Source organism: Mycobacterium sp. NPDC050041, assembly GCF_049541695.1.
Classification (GTDB): Bacteria; Actinomycetota; Actinomycetes; order Mycobacteriales; family Mycobacteriaceae; genus Mycobacterium.
On the sequence record NZ_JBMVDG010000003.1, the window covers coordinates 1 to 14,862 of the forward strand.

Genomic DNA, 14,862 nt, shown 5'->3' on the forward strand with positions numbered 1-14,862 from the left:
GTTGTTGATGACCGGTGTTGATGTTCCGGCTCAACCTCCGCTAAAACTGCTCTGATCTGCGGTTATAGGAGTGGAGCTAAGGGGATTCGAACCCCTGACCCCCACACTGCCAGTGTGGTGCGCTACCAACTGCGCCATAGCCCCTGAAGTTGTGCCCACCGAAGTTACACCACGCCCGGCAGCCGCTCAAAATCGCAGGTCACGGCACCTCGCCACCGGCTTCCGGGCCGAGCGGCCGGGCCGGCCCGTGTTCCCTCGTCGGCCGCGGCCGGGTCTCCGGAGCGAACGTCCAACTCACCGCCGCCACCACCAGGATTACCCCCGACACCACGAACGCCCAGCCGAAGGAGAAGTGCTGCGCGATCAGCCCCACCAGCAGCGACCCGCCGATCGAACCGACGTCGGCCATCATCTGGAACGTCGCCACCGCCGTCCCGCCACGCGCTTTGTTGCCGATGATGTCGGCCACCGCGGCCTGCTGCGGCGACGTGAAGATGCCGGTGGCGAATCCCGCGACGACGGCGCTGACCAGGAACAGCGGCAGCCCGTCGGTGAACCCGACGAGAGCGGTCGCCACCCCCGCCGCCGCCAGGCCCACGATCAGCAGCATCTTGCGGCCCACCCGGTCGGACAGGTAGCCGCTCGGGATCACGGCCGCGACGTTGCCGATCGCGAAGGTCGCCAGCGCGAGCCCGGCGACACCCGCCCCGCGGTGCAGCACGTCGGTGACGAACAGCGGTACCAGCGCGATGCGCAGCCCGAATGCCGACCACCCGGTGGCGAAGTTCGACAGCAGCGCGGCGCGGTAGGCCCGGTTGCGCCAGGCGACCCGCACCGTCACCTTCTCCGTGGCCTCCGCTTCGGGAGCGGCCAGCGAGGAGTTCCGCAGGCTGATGAAGACCACCGCCGCGGCGACCAGCAGCGCGCCGCCGTAGATGAGGAACGGCGCGCTCAGCCCCAGTCCCGCGGTCAGGCTGCCCAGCACCGGTCCGCCGACCGAGCCGACGAGGAACGCCGAGGAGAACATCCCCGCCACCCGGCCGCGGGCGTTCTCCGGGCTGATCCGGATCATCAAGCCGAGCGCGGAGACGAAGAACATGGTCGACCCGATGCCGCCGAGCGACCGGAAGATCAACAACTGCCAGTAGGTCTGCGCGAATGCGCACGCAGCGGTGGTGAGCGCGACGATGACCAGTCCGCTGGTGTAGATCCGCCGCTCCCCCAGCCGCTGGATCAGCAGTCCGGTCGGCCACGCGAAGCACAGCCGCGTCAACGCGAAGGCGGTGATCACGAAGGTCGCGGCGCTGATGCTGACGCCGAAGTGGCGGGCGTAGGCCGGCAGCACCGGCGCGACGACGCCGTAACCCAGTGCGATCACCGCGTTCGAGACGATGAGCACCCAGACTTCGCCCGGCAACTTCTCCTTGGCGACGGCTTGCGAACAGTCGCCCTCCGCAGAGGCACTCACGAGATGACTGTATTCACCACCTCGCGCGCGGCCTCCTGCACCTCCGCCAGATGCTCGGGCCCCTTGAACGACTCCGCGTAGATCTTGTAGACGTCCTCGGTGCCCGACGGCCGCGCGGCGAACCAGGCGTTCTCGGTGGTCACCTTGAGGCCACCGAGCGCAGCGCCGTTCCCGGGAGCGGTGGTCAGCTTCGCGGTGATCGGCTCCCCCGCCAGCTCGGTGGCGCTCACCTGTTCGGCCGACAACTTCGCCAGCCGCGCCTTCTGCTCACGGTCGGCGGGCGCGTCGATACGGGCGTAGGTCGGCGCGCCGTACTTCTCGGCCAGCGCCTGGTAGCGCTGCGACGGTGACTGCCCGGTCTTGGCCAGGATCTCCGACGCCAGCAGCGCCAGGATGATGCCGTCCTTGTCGGTGGACCAGACCGTGCCGTCCTGCCGCAGGAAGGACGCACCGGCGCTCTCCTCACCGCCGAAACCAATTGTCCCGCCGAGCAACCCGTCGACGAACCACTTGAAACCGACCGGCACCTCGAGGAGCTCGCGGCCCAGCCCGGCCACCACCCGGTCGATGATCGAGGAGCTGACCGCGGTCTTGCCGACGGCCGTCGAACCCGGCCAGTCCGGGCGGTGGGTGTAGAGGTACTCGATGGCCACGGCGAGGTAGTGGTTCGGGTTGAGCAGGCCGCCGTCGGGGGTGACGACGCCGTGCCGATCGGAGTCGGCGTCGTTGCCGGTGGCGATCTGGTAGTCGCCGATCTTGGAGATGAGCGAGGCCATCGCGTTGGGCGAGCTGCAGTCCATCCGGATCTTGCCGTCGGTGTCGAGGGTCATGAACCGCCACGTCGCGTCGACGAGCGGGTTGACCACCGTCAACTGCAGGTCGTGGCGTTCGGCGATCGCCGCCCAGTAGTCGACGCTGGCGCCGCCGAGCGGGTCGGCGCCGATCCGGATGCCCTCGGCGCGGATGGCGTGCACGTCGACGACGTTGGGCAGGTCGCTCACATACGCGTCGAGGTAGTCGTGCCGCTGCGCGGTCTGCAGCGCCCGGGTCAACGGGATCCTCTTCACCGCCCGCAGGCCGTCGCGCAGGATCTCGTTCGCGCGTTTGGCGATCACCCCGGTGGCGTCGGTGTCGGCGGGGCCGCCGTTGGGCGGGTTGTACTTGAAGCCGCCGTCGCGCGGTGGGTTGTGCGACGGCGTGACGACGATTCCGTCAGCGAGGTCGGCGTCCCGGCCGCGGTTGAACGCCAGGATCGCGTGGCTGACCGCGGGGGTCGGGGTGTAGCGGTCGGCCGAGTCGATCATCGCGACGACGTCGTTGGCGGCGAGCACCTCGATCGCCGACGCCCATGCCGGTTCGGACAGCGCGTGGGTGTCACGGCCGATGAACAGCGGTCCGGTGGTGCCCTGCGCCGCGCGGTACTCGACGATGGCCTGTGTGGTGGCCAGGATGTGCGCCTCGTTGAAGGCCGTGTCCAGGCTCGAACCGCGGTGCCCTGACGTGCCGAACACCACCTGCTGGGCCACGTCGTCGGGATCGGGTTGCTTGGTGTAGTACGCCGTGACCACCTGGGCCACGTCGATGAGATCGTCGGGTTGCGCCGGTTGACCGGCACGAGGGTTGGCGGCCATGGTTCGATTCTGCTCCCGGTGCGCGCGGCGTTGACGGGCGGCCGGGTGAACAGCCGCGATACTTTGCATCGTGCCCGGATTCGACCGCCGCGAACTGGCCGCCGTGTTCGTCGGCGGCGCGCTCGGCACGCTGGCCCGCGCGGGGCTGGAGACCCTCGCACCTGCGGATCCCGGCCGGTGGCCGTGGCCGACGTTCACGGTCAACATCGTCGGCGCGTTCCTGCTCGGCTACTTCACCACCCGCCTTCTCGAACGCCTCCCGGTCTCGGCCTACCGCCGCCCACTGTTGGGCACCGGTCTGTGCGGCGGGCTGACGACGTTCTCCACCATGCAGGTCGAGACGCTGCGCATGCTCGAACACGGTCACCTCGGCCTGGCCGCCGGCTACCTGGCCACCAGCATCGCCGCGGGCCTGCTGGCGGTGTACGTCGCCACGGCGCTGGTCCGCCGGGCCAGGCTGCGGTGACGACCGTCGCGGTGTGGGCGGGCGTCGTGCTGCTCGGCGGCGTGGGCGCGGTGCTGCGCTTCACGGTGGACCGCACCGTCTCGACCCGCGTCGGCCGCCCGTTTCCGTACGGCACCCTCGCGGTCAACCTGACCGGTGCCTGGCTGCTCGGCCTGCTCGGCGCGCTGGCCCTCGCGCCGCACCACGCCCTGCTGGCGGGCACCGCGTTCGTCGGCTCCTACACCACGTTCTCCACCTGGATGCTCGAGACGCAGCGCCTCGGCGAGGAGCGGCGGGGGTGGCCCGCCGTCGCCAACATCGTCGCCAGTCTGGTGCTGGGGCTCGCCGCGGTGTGGTCCGGCCACTGGCTCGGGGGGCGGCTGTGACTGAACTGCACCGGCTCACCGCCTTCTTCGGCGAACGGGCCCGTCACGACGGCCGGTTCGTCGCCGACGCCCTGCTCGAGGTCGGCGCCGTGGAGGCCGCGGTGGTCCTGCGCGGAGCCGCCGGATTCGGTCCGCGCCACGACATCCGGACCGATGTGACGCTGAGCCAGTCCGAGGATCTGCCGATCGCGCTCGTCGCCGTGGGCGACGCCGAGCGCATCGCCGCGTTCGCCGCACGGGCGACGGAGGTGGTTTCGCGGGGCACCCTGGCCGTGGAGCGGGTGCGGCATGCCGGTGACACCGTGACGGCGGATCACGTGGAGTTGAGGGTGCTCACCGGGCGTGCAGACCGGCTGAACGGGCGACCGGCCCACAACGCGGTGTGCGATGTGCTGCGACGGGGCGGATTCGTCTCGGCGACTTCGTTTCTCGGCGTCGACGGCGTCACCGCTGGACAGCGCCGCCGCGCCACCTTCTTCGGGCGCAACGCCGCGGTTCCGGTGCTGACGGTCGCGGTCGGATCCGCCTCGGCCGCCGGCGACGCGGTCCGCACTCTCCGGCCGCTGCTGCCGTCGGCCTTGATGACGGTCGCGCCGGTCCAACTGTGCAAGGGGGCGGGTGGTCCGGTGAGCCGTCCGGCGCCGGTGCCCGCGACCGACGACGTCGGACTGGCTCGGTGGCAGAAGCTGACGGTGTACACCTGCGAGGCGGACCTGCACCGCGGACTGCCCGTGCACCGGACTCTGCTACGCCGCCTACGGGAGTCGCCGACGACGGCCGGGGTGACGGTCCTGCGGGGCGTGTGGGGTTTCACCGGCGACGCAGAACCCGGTGGCGACAGGCTGTTTCAGCTCGGCCGCCACGTGCCGGTGACGACCGACTACGTCGACACACCGGATCGGATCGCGGCGTGCTTCGACCTCGTCGACGAGGTGACCGAGGGGCAGGGCGTGGTGACCTGCGCGGTGGTTCCGGCGGTCGTCTCGATCGACAGCGGCCTGCGGCGCGGCGGCATCCGGCCGGCGTCAGCGCCCGAGATGTAAGCCTAGCCTAAGTTTAGTACGCCGTGTACCGTCCCACGTCATGCAGCCGACTACCCCTGATGCCGTGAGCGCCGCGCTGTCCGAAATCCTGCGTGACGACATGAACGTCGATATCCGTCGTGTCACCCGAGATTCACGCCTCATCGACGACGTCGGCCTCGACTCCGTGGCGTTCGCGGTCGGCATGGTGGCCATCGAGGACAAGCTCGGCGTCGCACTGACCGAAGAGGATCTGCTGAGCTGCGACACCGTGGGTGACCTGGAAGCCGCGATCCTGGCGAAAGTCCCGGCGGCACAGAGCAACCAGTGAACCCTCTGGCGGCGGCCCTCGCCGAAGCCCTGACCTCCGCCGGTCACCACCTGGTCGTCTTCGACCATCCCAGTCAGACCTGGACCCCGCATCCGTGGGCCGAGGTCTATGCCCGCGCGGAGAATGTCGCGACCCGCATCCTCGACGACGACGCCCCGGCCGTCGGCCTCGTCGGTGACCCCACCGTCGAGCTCATCTCGGCCGTCTTCGGCGGGATGATCGCCGGCGCCGCGGTGTCGCTGCTGCCCGGCCCGGTCCGCGGCGCCGACACCGCGCAGTGGGCGCAGGCCACCTTGCGACGCTTGCGCGCCATCGGGGTGAGCACGGTGTTCAGCCACGGCGAACAGCTCGAACTGCTACGCGCGGTGGACAGTACGGTGGCCGTCCACGACGTCGCCGCCGTCGGCCATGCCCGTCGTTCCGTGACGTTCGTGGCTCCGTCCGGCCGCGGTGAGGTGGCGGTGTTGCAGGGCACGGCCGGATCGACCGGCTCGCCGCGCACCGCACAACTGTCGCCGCAGGCGGTGCTGGCCAACCTGCGCGGCCTGGTCACCCGGGTCGGCGTCACCCGCGCCGACGTCGGCTGCTCCTGGCTGCCGCTCTACCACGACATGGGACTGACGTTCCTGCTCACGATGGCCCTCGGCGGTGGCGATCTCTGGCAGGCGCCGACCACCTCGTTCTCGGCGTCGCCGTTCAGTTGGGTGCAGTGGCTCAGTGACAGCCGTTCGTCGATGACGGCGGCGCCCAACATGGCCTACAACCTGGTCGGCAAGTACGCCCGGCTGATCGACGGCGTCGACCTGGGGACGTTGCGGTTCGCGCTGAACGGAGGTGAACCCGTCGACTGCGACGGCACCCGGCGGTTCGCCGACGAGATGGCCCGCTTCGGCTTCGACGACGCGGCGCTGTGCCCCTCCTACGGTCTGGCCGAATCCAACTGTGCGGTCTCGGTTCCGGTGCCCGGAACGGGATTGCTCGTCGACGATATCCGCGTCACGACCCAGGGTAGGACGGTCGTGCGGAAGCAGGCCCTACTCGGTGAGGCGATCCCAGGCGTACAGATCCGGATCACCCCGCTCGAGCAGCGCAGCGACGGCATCGAGGACCGCGAGGTCGGCGAGGTCGAGGTCCGCGGCTCGTCGATGATGACCGGCTACCTCGGCGAGGCGCCGCTGTCGGCCGACAGCTGGTTCTCCACCGGCGATCTCGGCTACTTCGTCGACGGCGGGCTCGTGGTGTGTGGTCGCGCCAAGGAACTCATCACCGTCGCCGGGCGCAACATCTTCCCCACCGAGATCGAGCGGGTGGCCGCCCAGATCGACGGGGTCCGCGAAGGTGCCGTGGTGGCCGTCGGCACCGGCGAGACGTCGGTCCGGCCCGGTCTGGTCATCGCCGCGGAGTACAAGGGATCCGACGAAGCTGACGCCCGCAGTGCCCTGGTGCAGCGGGTGGCCACCGAATGTGGCGTCGTACCGTCCGACGTCGTGTTCATGGCGCCGGGCTCGCTGCCGAGGACCTCGTCGGGCAAGCTGCGCCGCCTGGAAGTCAAACGAAATCTGGAAGCGGTGACACCATGACCTTGTCCCTGACGACCGTCGAGGACTACCGCACGCTGCTCGACCGCGTCTTCGACGAGCAGGTCACGGCGTGGACGGCCGAGGCGGAGGAGACCGAGCGCTTCCCCCGTCAGCTGATCGAGCATCTCGGTCGTTCCGGGGTGTTCGCCGAGAAGTGGGGCGACGCAGCACAACCCGACGTGGCCAAGCTGGTCGCACTGGCCACCGCACTCGGCGGCCTCGGCTCGGCCGGCATCGGAGTCGGGGTCAGCCTGCACGACTCGGCCATCGCGCTGCTCCGCCGGTTCGGCCGTTCGGACTATCTGCGCGAGATCTGTGAGCAGGCCATCCGCGGTGAAGCGGTGCTGTGCATCGGCGCGTCGGAGGAGTCCGGCGGTTCCGACCTGCAGATCGTCCAGACCGAGGTGCGTTCCGCCCGAGACGGTTTCGAGGTCCGCGGCGTCAAGAAGTTCGTATCGCTGTCGCCGATCGCCGACCACATCATGGTGGTGGCGCGCGGCATGGACCAGGATCCGACCAGCAGGCACGGCAACGTCGTGGTGATCGCCGTACCGACCAGCCAGGTCGAGGTGCAGACCCCCTACCGCAAGGTCGGCGCAGGCCCGCTGGACACCGCCGCGGTCCACATCGACACCTGGGTGCCGGCCGATGCGCTGGTGGCCAGGGCCGGCACCGGGCTGGCCGCCATCTCGTGGGGACTGGCGCACGAGCGGTTGTCGATCGCCGGCCAGGTCGCCGCCGCCTGCCAGCGGATCATTGGAATCACGCTGGCGCGCATGATGAAACGTCGCCAGTTCGGGCAGACGCTGTACCAGCACCAGGCACTGCGCATGCGGATCGCCGACCTGCAGGCGCGCGTCGACATGCTGCGCTACGGGCTGGCCGGGATCGCCGCGGAAGGCCGGCTCGACCTCCGCGCGGCGGCCGCGATCAAGGTGAGCGCCGCCCGCCTCGGTGAAGAGGTGTTCTCCGAGTGCATGCACATCTTCGGCGGCGCAGGCTATCTCGTCGACGAGACCCCGCTGGGGCGGTGGTGGCGGGACATGAAGCTGGCCCGGGTCGGCGGCGGCACCGACGAGGTGCTGTGGGAGCTCGTCGCCGCCGCGATGAAGCCCGACTACGAGGGCTACGCCGAGCTGATCAACTCCCCCGACTGGGACTACTGACCCGGCACGTCCTCGGGCGTGCGGGGCAGGGCGTACAGCGCCATCCGGCGGTTCGACATCTGGTGCTCGCCGAGGAAGGCGCAGCCCGCGAATTCGCACAGCCGCCGGGCGCCGGAGTTGCGGTGGTCCGGGTCGAACATGATGCGCCGGCACCGCGGCTCGATGTCGAAGATGCTGGCGACGAGGCGCGGCAGCAGGATCGGGGCGAATCCGCGGTTGACGAACCGCAAATCGGCGATCGCCGCATGCAGGCCGAGATCGTAGGGGTCGGCGGCATAGCGCGGCGCGATGGAGTCCTTGGCCGCGCGATACACCTCGACGTAGGCGAGTTCGGTGCCGCGGAAGCTACCGATCAGCGGTCGGGAGTACTCGCCGTCCAGCTGGGCCTGAAGGTAACGCCGCCACCGATCGGGCGGCCACGGGTACTCCCAGGCCTCGACCAGGTGCGGCCGGTTCATCCACTCCGAGATCATCTCTGCGTCCCGATCGGCGTCCACGAGGCGGATGGAATACGGCTCGGCGAGCGTCGGCATCGGTGGCGCGGGCACCGCTCGGATCTCGTCGGCGATCGACGTCAGCTCACGGGGCAGGACGGGCTTGATCGCCTCATCGGTGTCGGTCATCGAGCGACGAGCCTACCGCAGCAGATGAGGGTAGGTTTACCTACCTAAAAGCCGTCCGCGGCTTCACTCCAGCAGGGTCACGCCCGCGGTGAGCAGCGCCACGACCTTGCCGATCTCCAGGCCGATGTAGAACCAGTGCGCCCGCGATCGCGGACCCTCCCCGCCCGCCAGCACCGCGTCGGAGCGCCGGGTCAGCGCAGGCCGTACCACCAGCACCTGCGCCAGGAGGGCCACCACCGCCGAGGCGACCGCGAGCGCCGGGACCATCGACGGGCGGTCGAATGCGAACGACGCCGTGACAACGGCGCTCAGCGCGAGTTCGCACACATTGAGGGCCCGGAACACCAACCGGCCGATGCCCAGCCCCACCTGCAGCGTGACGCCCGGGGCGCGAAACTTCAGCGGCGCCTCGAGGAATGAGATCGCCAGGACCATGCCGAGCCACACGAAGACCGCGGCCGCCGCGACCGCCTGCGCTGCACCCACGTCAGCAGACTATGACAGCGTGTCATCGTGGAGACATGACCCGCGCACCCGACGATCGAGACCGCGTGGCGGAACTGCGGCGCTGGCAGGATTCCGGCGCGGTGTGGCGGGTGGACGCCCGCACTCGAGACGCGGTGACGATCGCGCTGTTGCAGTGCGACGGCGGTGAGGAGGTCGAGCGGTTCCGGTCCGACGACCCGGATCTGCTGGCGTTCATCGGCAACCGCTTCAGCAGCGAGGAGGAACCCTGACCGTCGACGATGACCGAATCCAGCTGGGCACGCTGACGTTCGCCCCGGCGACGGGACGGCTGGACCTGTTGGCCGAACCGGTGCGCCGGCACATCGAACAGCACGGTGGCGCCGGTGTGTGGGTCGCCGAGATCGACGCGTCGCTGGCGGACACCGCCGCCTTCTGCGCGCATTACGAGGTGGCGCTGGAGGCTTCGGCCAACTGCGTGGTGGTGGAGGCCAAACGCGCCGACCGGGTGTGGCACGCCGCCTGCGTCGTGTTGGCCACCGCACGCGCCGACGTCAACGGCGTGGTCCGCAAGCACCTCGGCGCGCGGAAGATCTCGTTCGCCCCGATGGACACCGCGGTGCCGCGCACCGCGATGGAGTACGGCGGCATCACCCCCGTCGGACTGCCCACGGACTGGCCGATCCTCGTCGACTCCGCGGTCGCCACGCAGCCGCACCTGGTGGTGGGCAGCGGTATTCGCGGCTCGAAGCTGCTCGTCACACCCGATGTGCTGGCCGGCCTGCCCGGCGCGCAGACCATGGAGATCGCGTCGGCACCGTCCTGACCTCAGTCGAACAGGTCGTCGAGCGCGTTGCGCTCCAACTCCTGCCACCGGCCGACATGGCGGCGCACCTCGCCGATTTCGTCGTCGTCCAGATGGTGGGCGCCGTCGGGCGTGATGCGGCAGAGGTCCATCGGACCGCCCACGCTGGGCGAGGACAGGTCGAGCGCGTCGAGCACGCGTAACGCGGCCACCACCCCGTAGTCGACGCCGCGCTCCGTCATGCGGAAGTTGGCCAGCAGCGCATAGGCCTGCTGCGCCATCGGTGCGCCGCTGCCGACCGCCTGGAACCCGATGTCCTCGTAGTGACCGACGAGCCCGTGCGGGTCGACGTCGACGATGAACGGGTTCTCACCGGCGTAGCCCGCCGCCAGGACGTATGTGGCGGGAGTCGCACCGGGTTTGGCCTCGGGCACGTCGGAGATGAAGTTCGTGTAGTGGTGCTTGAAGATCGGCAGCACCCGTTCCTGCACGGCCCGGCCGACGTCCTGCGCCTCGACGACCGCGTCGGGTTCGGCGTCGAACAGCCGCTGGATGTCGTGGAGCACCGCCCGTGAGCCACTGCCGCCCCAGGCGGCGTGCGAACCGAGCGGGTGCAGTTTCTGCGCCGGGTAGGACAGTCCGCGACCGGGATCGGTGATCTGCGAATCGGAGGCGAGCACCAGGCCGTCGGCGCAGCGCAGGGCGAGGACGACGGTCACGGCACCAACGATAGAGACTCAGCCGAGCCGTGCGGGCTCGTCGCGCCGATCTTCACTGGTGCTGGTGAACAGATCGCCGCTGACCAGCGCCATCAGCGCATCGGTCTGCGCCTGGCGACGACCGTGGTCTCCGACCGCACCGACGCGGAACGCCATGCCGCTCAGCACCGCGTGCAGCGCGTCGACGACCGACGCGACGTCGACGTCGGCCCGCAGCTCGCCGTCCTCCAGCGCGGTGGCCACCGACGCGGACAGGAAGTCCCGCAGCGCCGAGGCGACGTCCCAGCCGTCGGCGCGCAGTTCGGGGTGCCGCTGACAGTCCAGTTCGGCGACGGTGAGGAAGCCCGTGGCGGCGCGCACGTCGGGGTCGGTGTCGGCGGAGATCATGAGCGTTCTCAACCGGCCGCGCAGGCTCCGCTCACCCGCCGCCTCGCCGATGGCCCGCCCGAGGATCGCGAGATTGGCCTCGACCACGGTGCGGAAGAGTTCCCGCTTACTGGTGAAGTGGTAGTTGATCGCGGGGCGGGTGAGACCCGCGTGCGTCGCGATCTTCATGTTCGTGGTGCCCTCGTAGCCGAGCTCACGGAAGACGTCGCGCGCCGAGCGCAGAATGCCCTCGCGGGTGTCGGTGCTGTCCGAGGCGCGGGGCCGGCCGCGAAGACGTGGCTGTCTCAGTTCGGTGTACACAACAGTTCTTCGTCACCGTGCGGCGACCGGATGGATGTGATCTGACTCACATGGCTGCGTGGCCGTCGGCATCGGCCGGCTGGTCGTGACGCAGCGGTCCGCATCGGATGTCGAAGCGTTCGCGGACGGTGTCCAGCGTGCGACGCTGATGCTCGCGTTCGCGGCGGTGGGTCAGCATGAACTCGACCATTCGGACCAGCCTGCGGTGCGGCGGATAGTGCCGGTCGAAGTCGAGACCACAGTCGGTGAACACCTTCGTGGGCAGCGCGTCGTACATCAGGCCCAGGTTGTACTGCGCCACTGTGAGCACCGCGTACGGGAATGCCGTCCGCGACCGGTGCACCATCTCCTGGAAGTCGAACTCATAGAGCGGCGTCTCGTCGAACTTGTCCAGCATCAGCAGATGGGTCATGAAGTAGCCCATATAGGTACTCAGGTGCAGGGTGGCCGACCGCGTCTGAATGGACACGACCGAGCCCCCGGGCGATACGTACGGTTCGTAGGGATGGTCGCTGCCGGTGACGTAGCCCGTGCAGTTCACGATCCAGGATCCGGCAGGCACCGTCGTGGTGTCACCGCTGCGGAACTGCAACTCGACGCCGCCGTCCCGGTCGACCGCGTCGACGAGGTAGTCCATCGCGACCCGGTTGAGCCCGTTCCTGATCGTGCGACTTTCGTCTTCGGACAGCACACCCAACAGGAAGCTGGCAGCGTCCGGGGTGACCCAGGTGCCGATCATCCCGCGTTGCCAGCGCCACACCTCGTCCTCGTTGGTGCCGTCGAACCGCCGGCACGCCTCACCGGCGAACGAACTGACCGGCGTGCCCCCGTACCAACGCCGCAATCCGTCCGGGAAGGCGCGATCCCGGATGGTGAACAGCGTGCCGCGGCCGGCGACCAGGTTGACCTCACGCCCGGGGCGCGCCGTGATCAAGGCATGCGCGGTGTCCATCGCCGTCTTGCCGCCCCCGATGATCCACACGGGTGCGTCGTCGGCGGCGAGGTCCCCCGTCCGCACATCACAGGTGTCCGGCGACACCGACCGCGCCCGGGTGCTCGACAATGGCAGCGGGTCGTTCGGGGTCACCCGGAAGCCGTAGGCCTTGACCACCTTGCGGGCCTCGACCACGAGTCGCTCCCCGGTCGACGAGCGACAGGTGACCTGCACGCGGCCCGGGTGTTCGTCGACCGATTCCACGTCGTGGCCGAAGAAGGTGTCGACGCGGACCGAACGGCGGATCTCGTCCAGGCAGTGCTCGAGGTGGTCGAGCACCTCGTCCTTGTTCGCGAGATACGAGCGTTCGCGTCCGAGCGTCCATTTGACATTGCCTGCGGTGAACATGCCGTGCGGCTGGTGCAGCCGGACGTAGGGATAGGTGTCGACCCACATGCCGCCGACGCGTCCGCGCCGGTCGACGAGGATGATCCGCTGGCCGCGGGACAGGTGGCGGCTGGCCGCGAACGCGGCGTTGAGCCCGGCGACTCCCGCTCCGACGATGCAGACGTCGCAACGCTGCACCGATGTCGAGCTCACCGGTTCGGTCATCTCTGAAGCGGTCATGCGCATCCCCCTCGAACCGTCCCATTATCGGACGGGACCCGACCAAGATCACGCTTTTTCGCGCTACGCCTCAGCCGGCGGTTGCAGGCGCAAGCAACTGTGGCGCGTTCAGCGTGGCGGCGCCGTCGTGCCGCGAACGATCAGCCGCGGTGCAACCACGTCGTCGCCCACTTGCGGCTGCGCGGCGTCCAGGCGGGCGACCAACCGGGACACGGCGAGATCGGCGAGGCGGGCGGTGTCCTGTCCGACAGTGGTCAGGTCGATGTGGGAGAACCCCGCCAGCGGGCTGTCGTCGAATCCGATGACGGACACGGCCTCGGGCACCGCGATGCCCGCGCGGATGAGCACGTCGAGCACGCCGAGCGCGCAGCGGTCGTTGAACGCGAACACCGCCGTGGGCAGCGCGTCCGATGCCACCAGCGTCGCGGCGGCCGCCGCTCCCTCACGCTCGGTCAGTCCCCCGGGCACCACGGTCGCCGACATCCCGCGACGACGGGCGGCCGCGCGGAATCCCCGCCGTCGGTCCGCGGCGCCGGGTGCACGGGCGGCGTCGACGTGAACGGCGGCCAGGTGGCCGAGATCGGCGAGATGATTCACGGCGATTCCCGCTCCCCCGGCGTCGTCGCTGCGCACCGACGCCACGCCGCGCACCCGGCGGGCGACCGACACCACCGGGATGTCGAGCGCGGTCAGCACCGATGCGGACAGCTCGGTGCCGATGAGTACGAGCCCCTCGCAGCGGTCGTCGAGGAGCGTTTGCACTGCGCGTTGCTCGTCGCGGTGCGGCGTCACACAGCTGAGCAGTACGTCGTACCCCTGCTCCTCGGCGGCCCGGTACACACCGTCGACGAGGCCGGCGTGGAATTCCTGGCCGGCGGTGAAGACGAGGCCGAGCAGCCGGGTGCGCTGCGAACGCAGCAGCCGCGCGCGCGAATCGGGCCGGTAACCGATCTCCTCGGCCGCCTTGCGCACGCGGGCCCTGGTGGCCGCGCTCGCGCCAGGGACGTCGCGCATGACGATCGAGACGAGCGCCCGGGACACCCCGGCTCGGACGGCGACGTCCTGCAGGGTGGTTCTGCGCGGCATGTCAGACAGCCTAGAACGTTCTAGTACCGCTCTTGACCGACACGCGCGCGAACCGGTTTACTGATGCGGCCTAGAACGTTCTAGTAGGGAGTCCGATGAGCCTGTTCGACCTCGCCGTCTGCGCGGAGATGGTGTTCGTCGATCTCGACATCGCCGACCGTGTGCGCCGCATCGACGAGCTCGGTTTCGCCGTCGAGATCTGGAGCTTCGACGACAAAGACCTCGACGCGCTGGCGGCGACGGGTGCGCGGTTCTCCTCGATGACGGGGTATCTGGCCGGCGACCTGTGGGACGCCGACGGGGCGGCAGAGGTGGTGCGCACCGCCGAGCAGGCCGCCAAAGCCGCTGCGGTGTTGGGTGTCCCGCGGCTGGTGGTACATCCGGGTCAGCTCGTCGCAGGACAGGCCGCGCGCCCGCGTCATCGTGTCGACGGCACGATGTGGGCGTCGGCGCTGCGCGGTCTCGAGGGACTCGGCCAACTCGGCGCCGCGGCCGGGGTGACCTTCTGCCTGGAGAATCTGAACACGATCGTCGACCACCCGGGCGTCCCGCTGGCACGCGCGAAGGACACGCTGGCGCTGGTCGAGGCCGTCGGCCATCCGAACGTGAAGATGATGCTCGACCTCTACCACGCGCAGATCGGCGAGGGGAATCTCATCGACCTGGTGCGCCGGTGCGGCGACGCCATCGGTGAGATCCAGGTGGCCGACGTGCCCGGCCGCTGCGAACCGGGAACGGGTGAGATCAACTACCGCGCGGTCGCAACCGCGCTGCGCGACAGCGGGTATCGCGGTCCTGTCGGCATGGAGGCCTACGCCGCGGGCGACGATGTCACGGCGCTGGAGTCGTTCCGCTCGGCGTTCACGTTCGAATGACCCGGCCGGTCC

General features: G+C 69.8%; 17 protein-coding genes and 1 tRNA gene. 9 read left to right on the forward strand and 9 right to left on the reverse strand.

The annotated features are described in order from the left end of the window. Window positions 1-71 precede the first annotated feature (71 nt). The 3 genes from ACPCHZ_RS10455 to pgm form a co-directional block, all read right to left on the reverse strand. A tRNA-Ala gene (locus tag ACPCHZ_RS10455) sits at window positions 72-144 on the reverse strand. Window positions 145-199: 55 nt separating this feature from the next. Next, window positions 200-1,468, reverse strand: coding sequence for an MFS transporter (locus ACPCHZ_RS10460; RefSeq protein WP_423484709.1), 1,269 nt, complete (start codon window positions 1,466-1,468; stop codon window positions 200-202). Beyond that, window positions 1,465-3,099, reverse strand: a complete 1,635-nt coding sequence (gene pgm, locus ACPCHZ_RS10465; RefSeq protein WP_364971589.1) for a phosphoglucomutase (alpha-D-glucose-1,6-bisphosphate-dependent) — start codon at window positions 3,097-3,099, stop codon at window positions 1,465-1,467. Before pgm ends, ACPCHZ_RS10460 begins: the two co-directional genes overlap by 4 nt. Before the next feature lie 70 nt (window positions 3,100-3,169). Between pgm and crcB (ACPCHZ_RS10470) the strand changes: the two genes are divergently transcribed. The 6 genes from crcB (ACPCHZ_RS10470) to mbtN are packed head-to-tail and all read left to right on the forward strand — an operon-like array spanning window position 3,170 to window position 8,029. After that, window positions 3,170-3,565, forward strand: coding sequence for a fluoride efflux transporter CrcB (gene crcB / locus ACPCHZ_RS10470; protein WP_423484710.1), 396 nt, complete (start codon window positions 3,170-3,172; stop codon window positions 3,563-3,565). After that, entirely contained in the window at window positions 3,562-3,930 is a 369-nt protein-coding gene (gene crcB / locus ACPCHZ_RS10475) for a fluoride efflux transporter CrcB (protein ID WP_423484711.1), read from the forward strand. The genes crcB (ACPCHZ_RS10470) and crcB (ACPCHZ_RS10475) overlap by 4 nt, the downstream gene beginning before the upstream one ends. After that, a complete protein-coding gene (locus ACPCHZ_RS10480) occupies window positions 3,927-4,973 on the forward strand; it encodes a DUF190 domain-containing protein (protein ID WP_423484712.1) in 1,047 nt (348 codons plus the stop codon). The genes crcB (ACPCHZ_RS10475) and ACPCHZ_RS10480 overlap by 4 nt, the downstream gene beginning before the upstream one ends. A 40-nt stretch (window positions 4,974-5,013) precedes the next feature. Beyond that, window positions 5,014-5,283, forward strand: coding sequence for an acyl carrier protein (locus ACPCHZ_RS10485; protein WP_423484713.1), 270 nt, complete (start codon window positions 5,014-5,016; stop codon window positions 5,281-5,283). A 5-nt stretch (window positions 5,284-5,288) separates the two neighbouring features. Next, on the forward strand, window positions 5,289-6,863 hold the full coding sequence (gene mbtM / locus ACPCHZ_RS10490; protein ID WP_423485338.1) for a long-chain-fatty acid--ACP ligase MbtM: 1,575 nt from the start codon (window positions 5,289-5,291) through the stop codon (window positions 6,861-6,863). Further along, a complete protein-coding gene (gene mbtN / locus ACPCHZ_RS10495; protein ID WP_423484714.1) occupies window positions 6,860-8,029 on the forward strand; it encodes a mycobactin biosynthesis acyl-ACP dehydrogenase MbtN in 1,170 nt (389 codons plus the stop codon). Before mbtM ends, mbtN begins: the two co-directional genes overlap by 4 nt. Here the strand turns inward: mbtN and ACPCHZ_RS10500 are convergent. Both ACPCHZ_RS10500 and ACPCHZ_RS10505 read right to left on the reverse strand, forming a co-directional pair. After that, the gene (locus ACPCHZ_RS10500) at window positions 8,023-8,652 is read right to left on the reverse strand and encodes a GNAT family N-acetyltransferase (protein ID WP_423484715.1); all 630 of its coding nucleotides are present in this window, start codon (window positions 8,650-8,652) and stop codon (window positions 8,023-8,025) included. The genes mbtN and ACPCHZ_RS10500 overlap by 7 nt on opposite strands. A gap of 63 nt (window positions 8,653-8,715) precedes the next feature. Then, window positions 8,716-9,087 carry a hypothetical protein gene (locus tag ACPCHZ_RS10505; protein WP_423485339.1) on the reverse strand — a complete coding sequence of 124 codons (372 nt, stop codon included), beginning with the start codon at window positions 9,085-9,087 and terminating at the stop codon, window positions 8,716-8,718. A gap of 86 nt (window positions 9,088-9,173) precedes the next feature. On the opposite strand from ACPCHZ_RS10505, the gene ACPCHZ_RS10510 reads away from it, so the two are divergent. Both ACPCHZ_RS10510 and ACPCHZ_RS10515 read left to right on the forward strand, forming a co-directional pair. Further along, window positions 9,174-9,389, forward strand: coding sequence for a hypothetical protein (locus ACPCHZ_RS10510; RefSeq protein ID WP_423484716.1), 216 nt, complete (start codon window positions 9,174-9,176; stop codon window positions 9,387-9,389). A 68-nt stretch (window positions 9,390-9,457) separates the two neighbouring features. Next, window positions 9,458-9,943 carry a YbaK/EbsC family protein gene (locus tag ACPCHZ_RS10515; RefSeq protein ID WP_423484717.1) on the forward strand — a complete coding sequence of 162 codons (486 nt, stop codon included), beginning with the start codon at window positions 9,458-9,460 and terminating at the stop codon, window positions 9,941-9,943. Window positions 9,944-9,945: 2 nt separating this feature from the next. On the opposite strand, the gene ACPCHZ_RS10520 is transcribed toward ACPCHZ_RS10515, so the two are convergent. From ACPCHZ_RS10520 to ACPCHZ_RS10535, 4 genes are all read right to left on the reverse strand, one after another. Continuing rightward, window positions 9,946-10,641, reverse strand: coding sequence for a proteasome protein (locus tag ACPCHZ_RS10520; RefSeq protein ID WP_423484718.1), 696 nt, complete (start codon window positions 10,639-10,641; stop codon window positions 9,946-9,948). Between the two features lie 18 nt (window positions 10,642-10,659). Next, window positions 10,660-11,328, reverse strand: coding sequence for a TetR/AcrR family transcriptional regulator (locus ACPCHZ_RS10525; RefSeq protein WP_423484719.1), 669 nt, complete (start codon window positions 11,326-11,328; stop codon window positions 10,660-10,662). A gap of 46 nt (window positions 11,329-11,374) precedes the next feature. Continuing rightward, window positions 11,375-12,895: an FAD-dependent oxidoreductase gene (locus ACPCHZ_RS10530; RefSeq protein ID WP_423484720.1), complete on the reverse strand. Its 1,521-nt coding sequence runs from the start codon at window positions 12,893-12,895 to the stop codon at window positions 11,375-11,377. Window positions 12,896-12,997: 102 nt separating this feature from the next. Further along, window positions 12,998-13,975 (reverse strand): LacI family DNA-binding transcriptional regulator, encoded by a 978-nt coding sequence (locus tag ACPCHZ_RS10535; RefSeq protein WP_423484721.1) that lies wholly within the window; start codon window positions 13,973-13,975, stop codon window positions 12,998-13,000. A 95-nt stretch (window positions 13,976-14,070) separates the two neighbouring features. Between ACPCHZ_RS10535 and ACPCHZ_RS10540 the strand changes: the two genes are divergently transcribed. Continuing rightward, window positions 14,071-14,850: a TIM barrel protein gene (locus ACPCHZ_RS10540; RefSeq protein ID WP_423484722.1), complete on the forward strand. Its 780-nt coding sequence runs from the start codon at window positions 14,071-14,073 to the stop codon at window positions 14,848-14,850. Window positions 14,851-14,862: the final 12 nt, after the last annotated feature.

What these genes read in the sequence shown, in the direction of transcription:
- ACPCHZ_RS10500 (WP_423484715.1), bottom strand. Translation starts at nt 8,652, where the DNA reads ATGACCGACACCGATGAGGCGATCAAGCCCGTCCTGCCCCGTGAGCTG.
- ACPCHZ_RS10530 (WP_423484720.1), bottom strand. Translation starts at nt 12,895, where the DNA reads ATGCGCATGACCGCTTCAGAGATGACCGAACCGGTGAGCTCGACATCG.
- ACPCHZ_RS10535 (WP_423484721.1), bottom strand. Translation starts at nt 13,975, where the DNA reads ATGCCGCGCAGAACCACCCTGCAGGACGTCGCCGTCCGAGCCGGGGTG.
- mbtN (WP_423484714.1), top strand. Translation starts at nt 6,860, where the DNA reads ATGACCTTGTCCCTGACGACCGTCGAGGACTACCGCACGCTGCTCGAC.
- ACPCHZ_RS10485 (WP_423484713.1), top strand. Translation starts at nt 5,014, where the DNA reads ATGCAGCCGACTACCCCTGATGCCGTGAGCGCCGCGCTGTCCGAAATC.
- ACPCHZ_RS10510 (WP_423484716.1), top strand. Translation starts at nt 9,174, where the DNA reads ATGACCCGCGCACCCGACGATCGAGACCGCGTGGCGGAACTGCGGCGC.
- ACPCHZ_RS10540 (WP_423484722.1), top strand. Translation starts at nt 14,071, where the DNA reads ATGAGCCTGTTCGACCTCGCCGTCTGCGCGGAGATGGTGTTCGTCGAT.
- ACPCHZ_RS10505 (WP_423485339.1), bottom strand. Translation starts at nt 9,087, where the DNA reads ATGGTCCTGGCGATCTCATTCCTCGAGGCGCCGCTGAAGTTTCGCGCC.
- pgm (WP_364971589.1), bottom strand. Translation starts at nt 3,099, where the DNA reads ATGGCCGCCAACCCTCGTGCCGGTCAACCGGCGCAACCCGACGATCTC.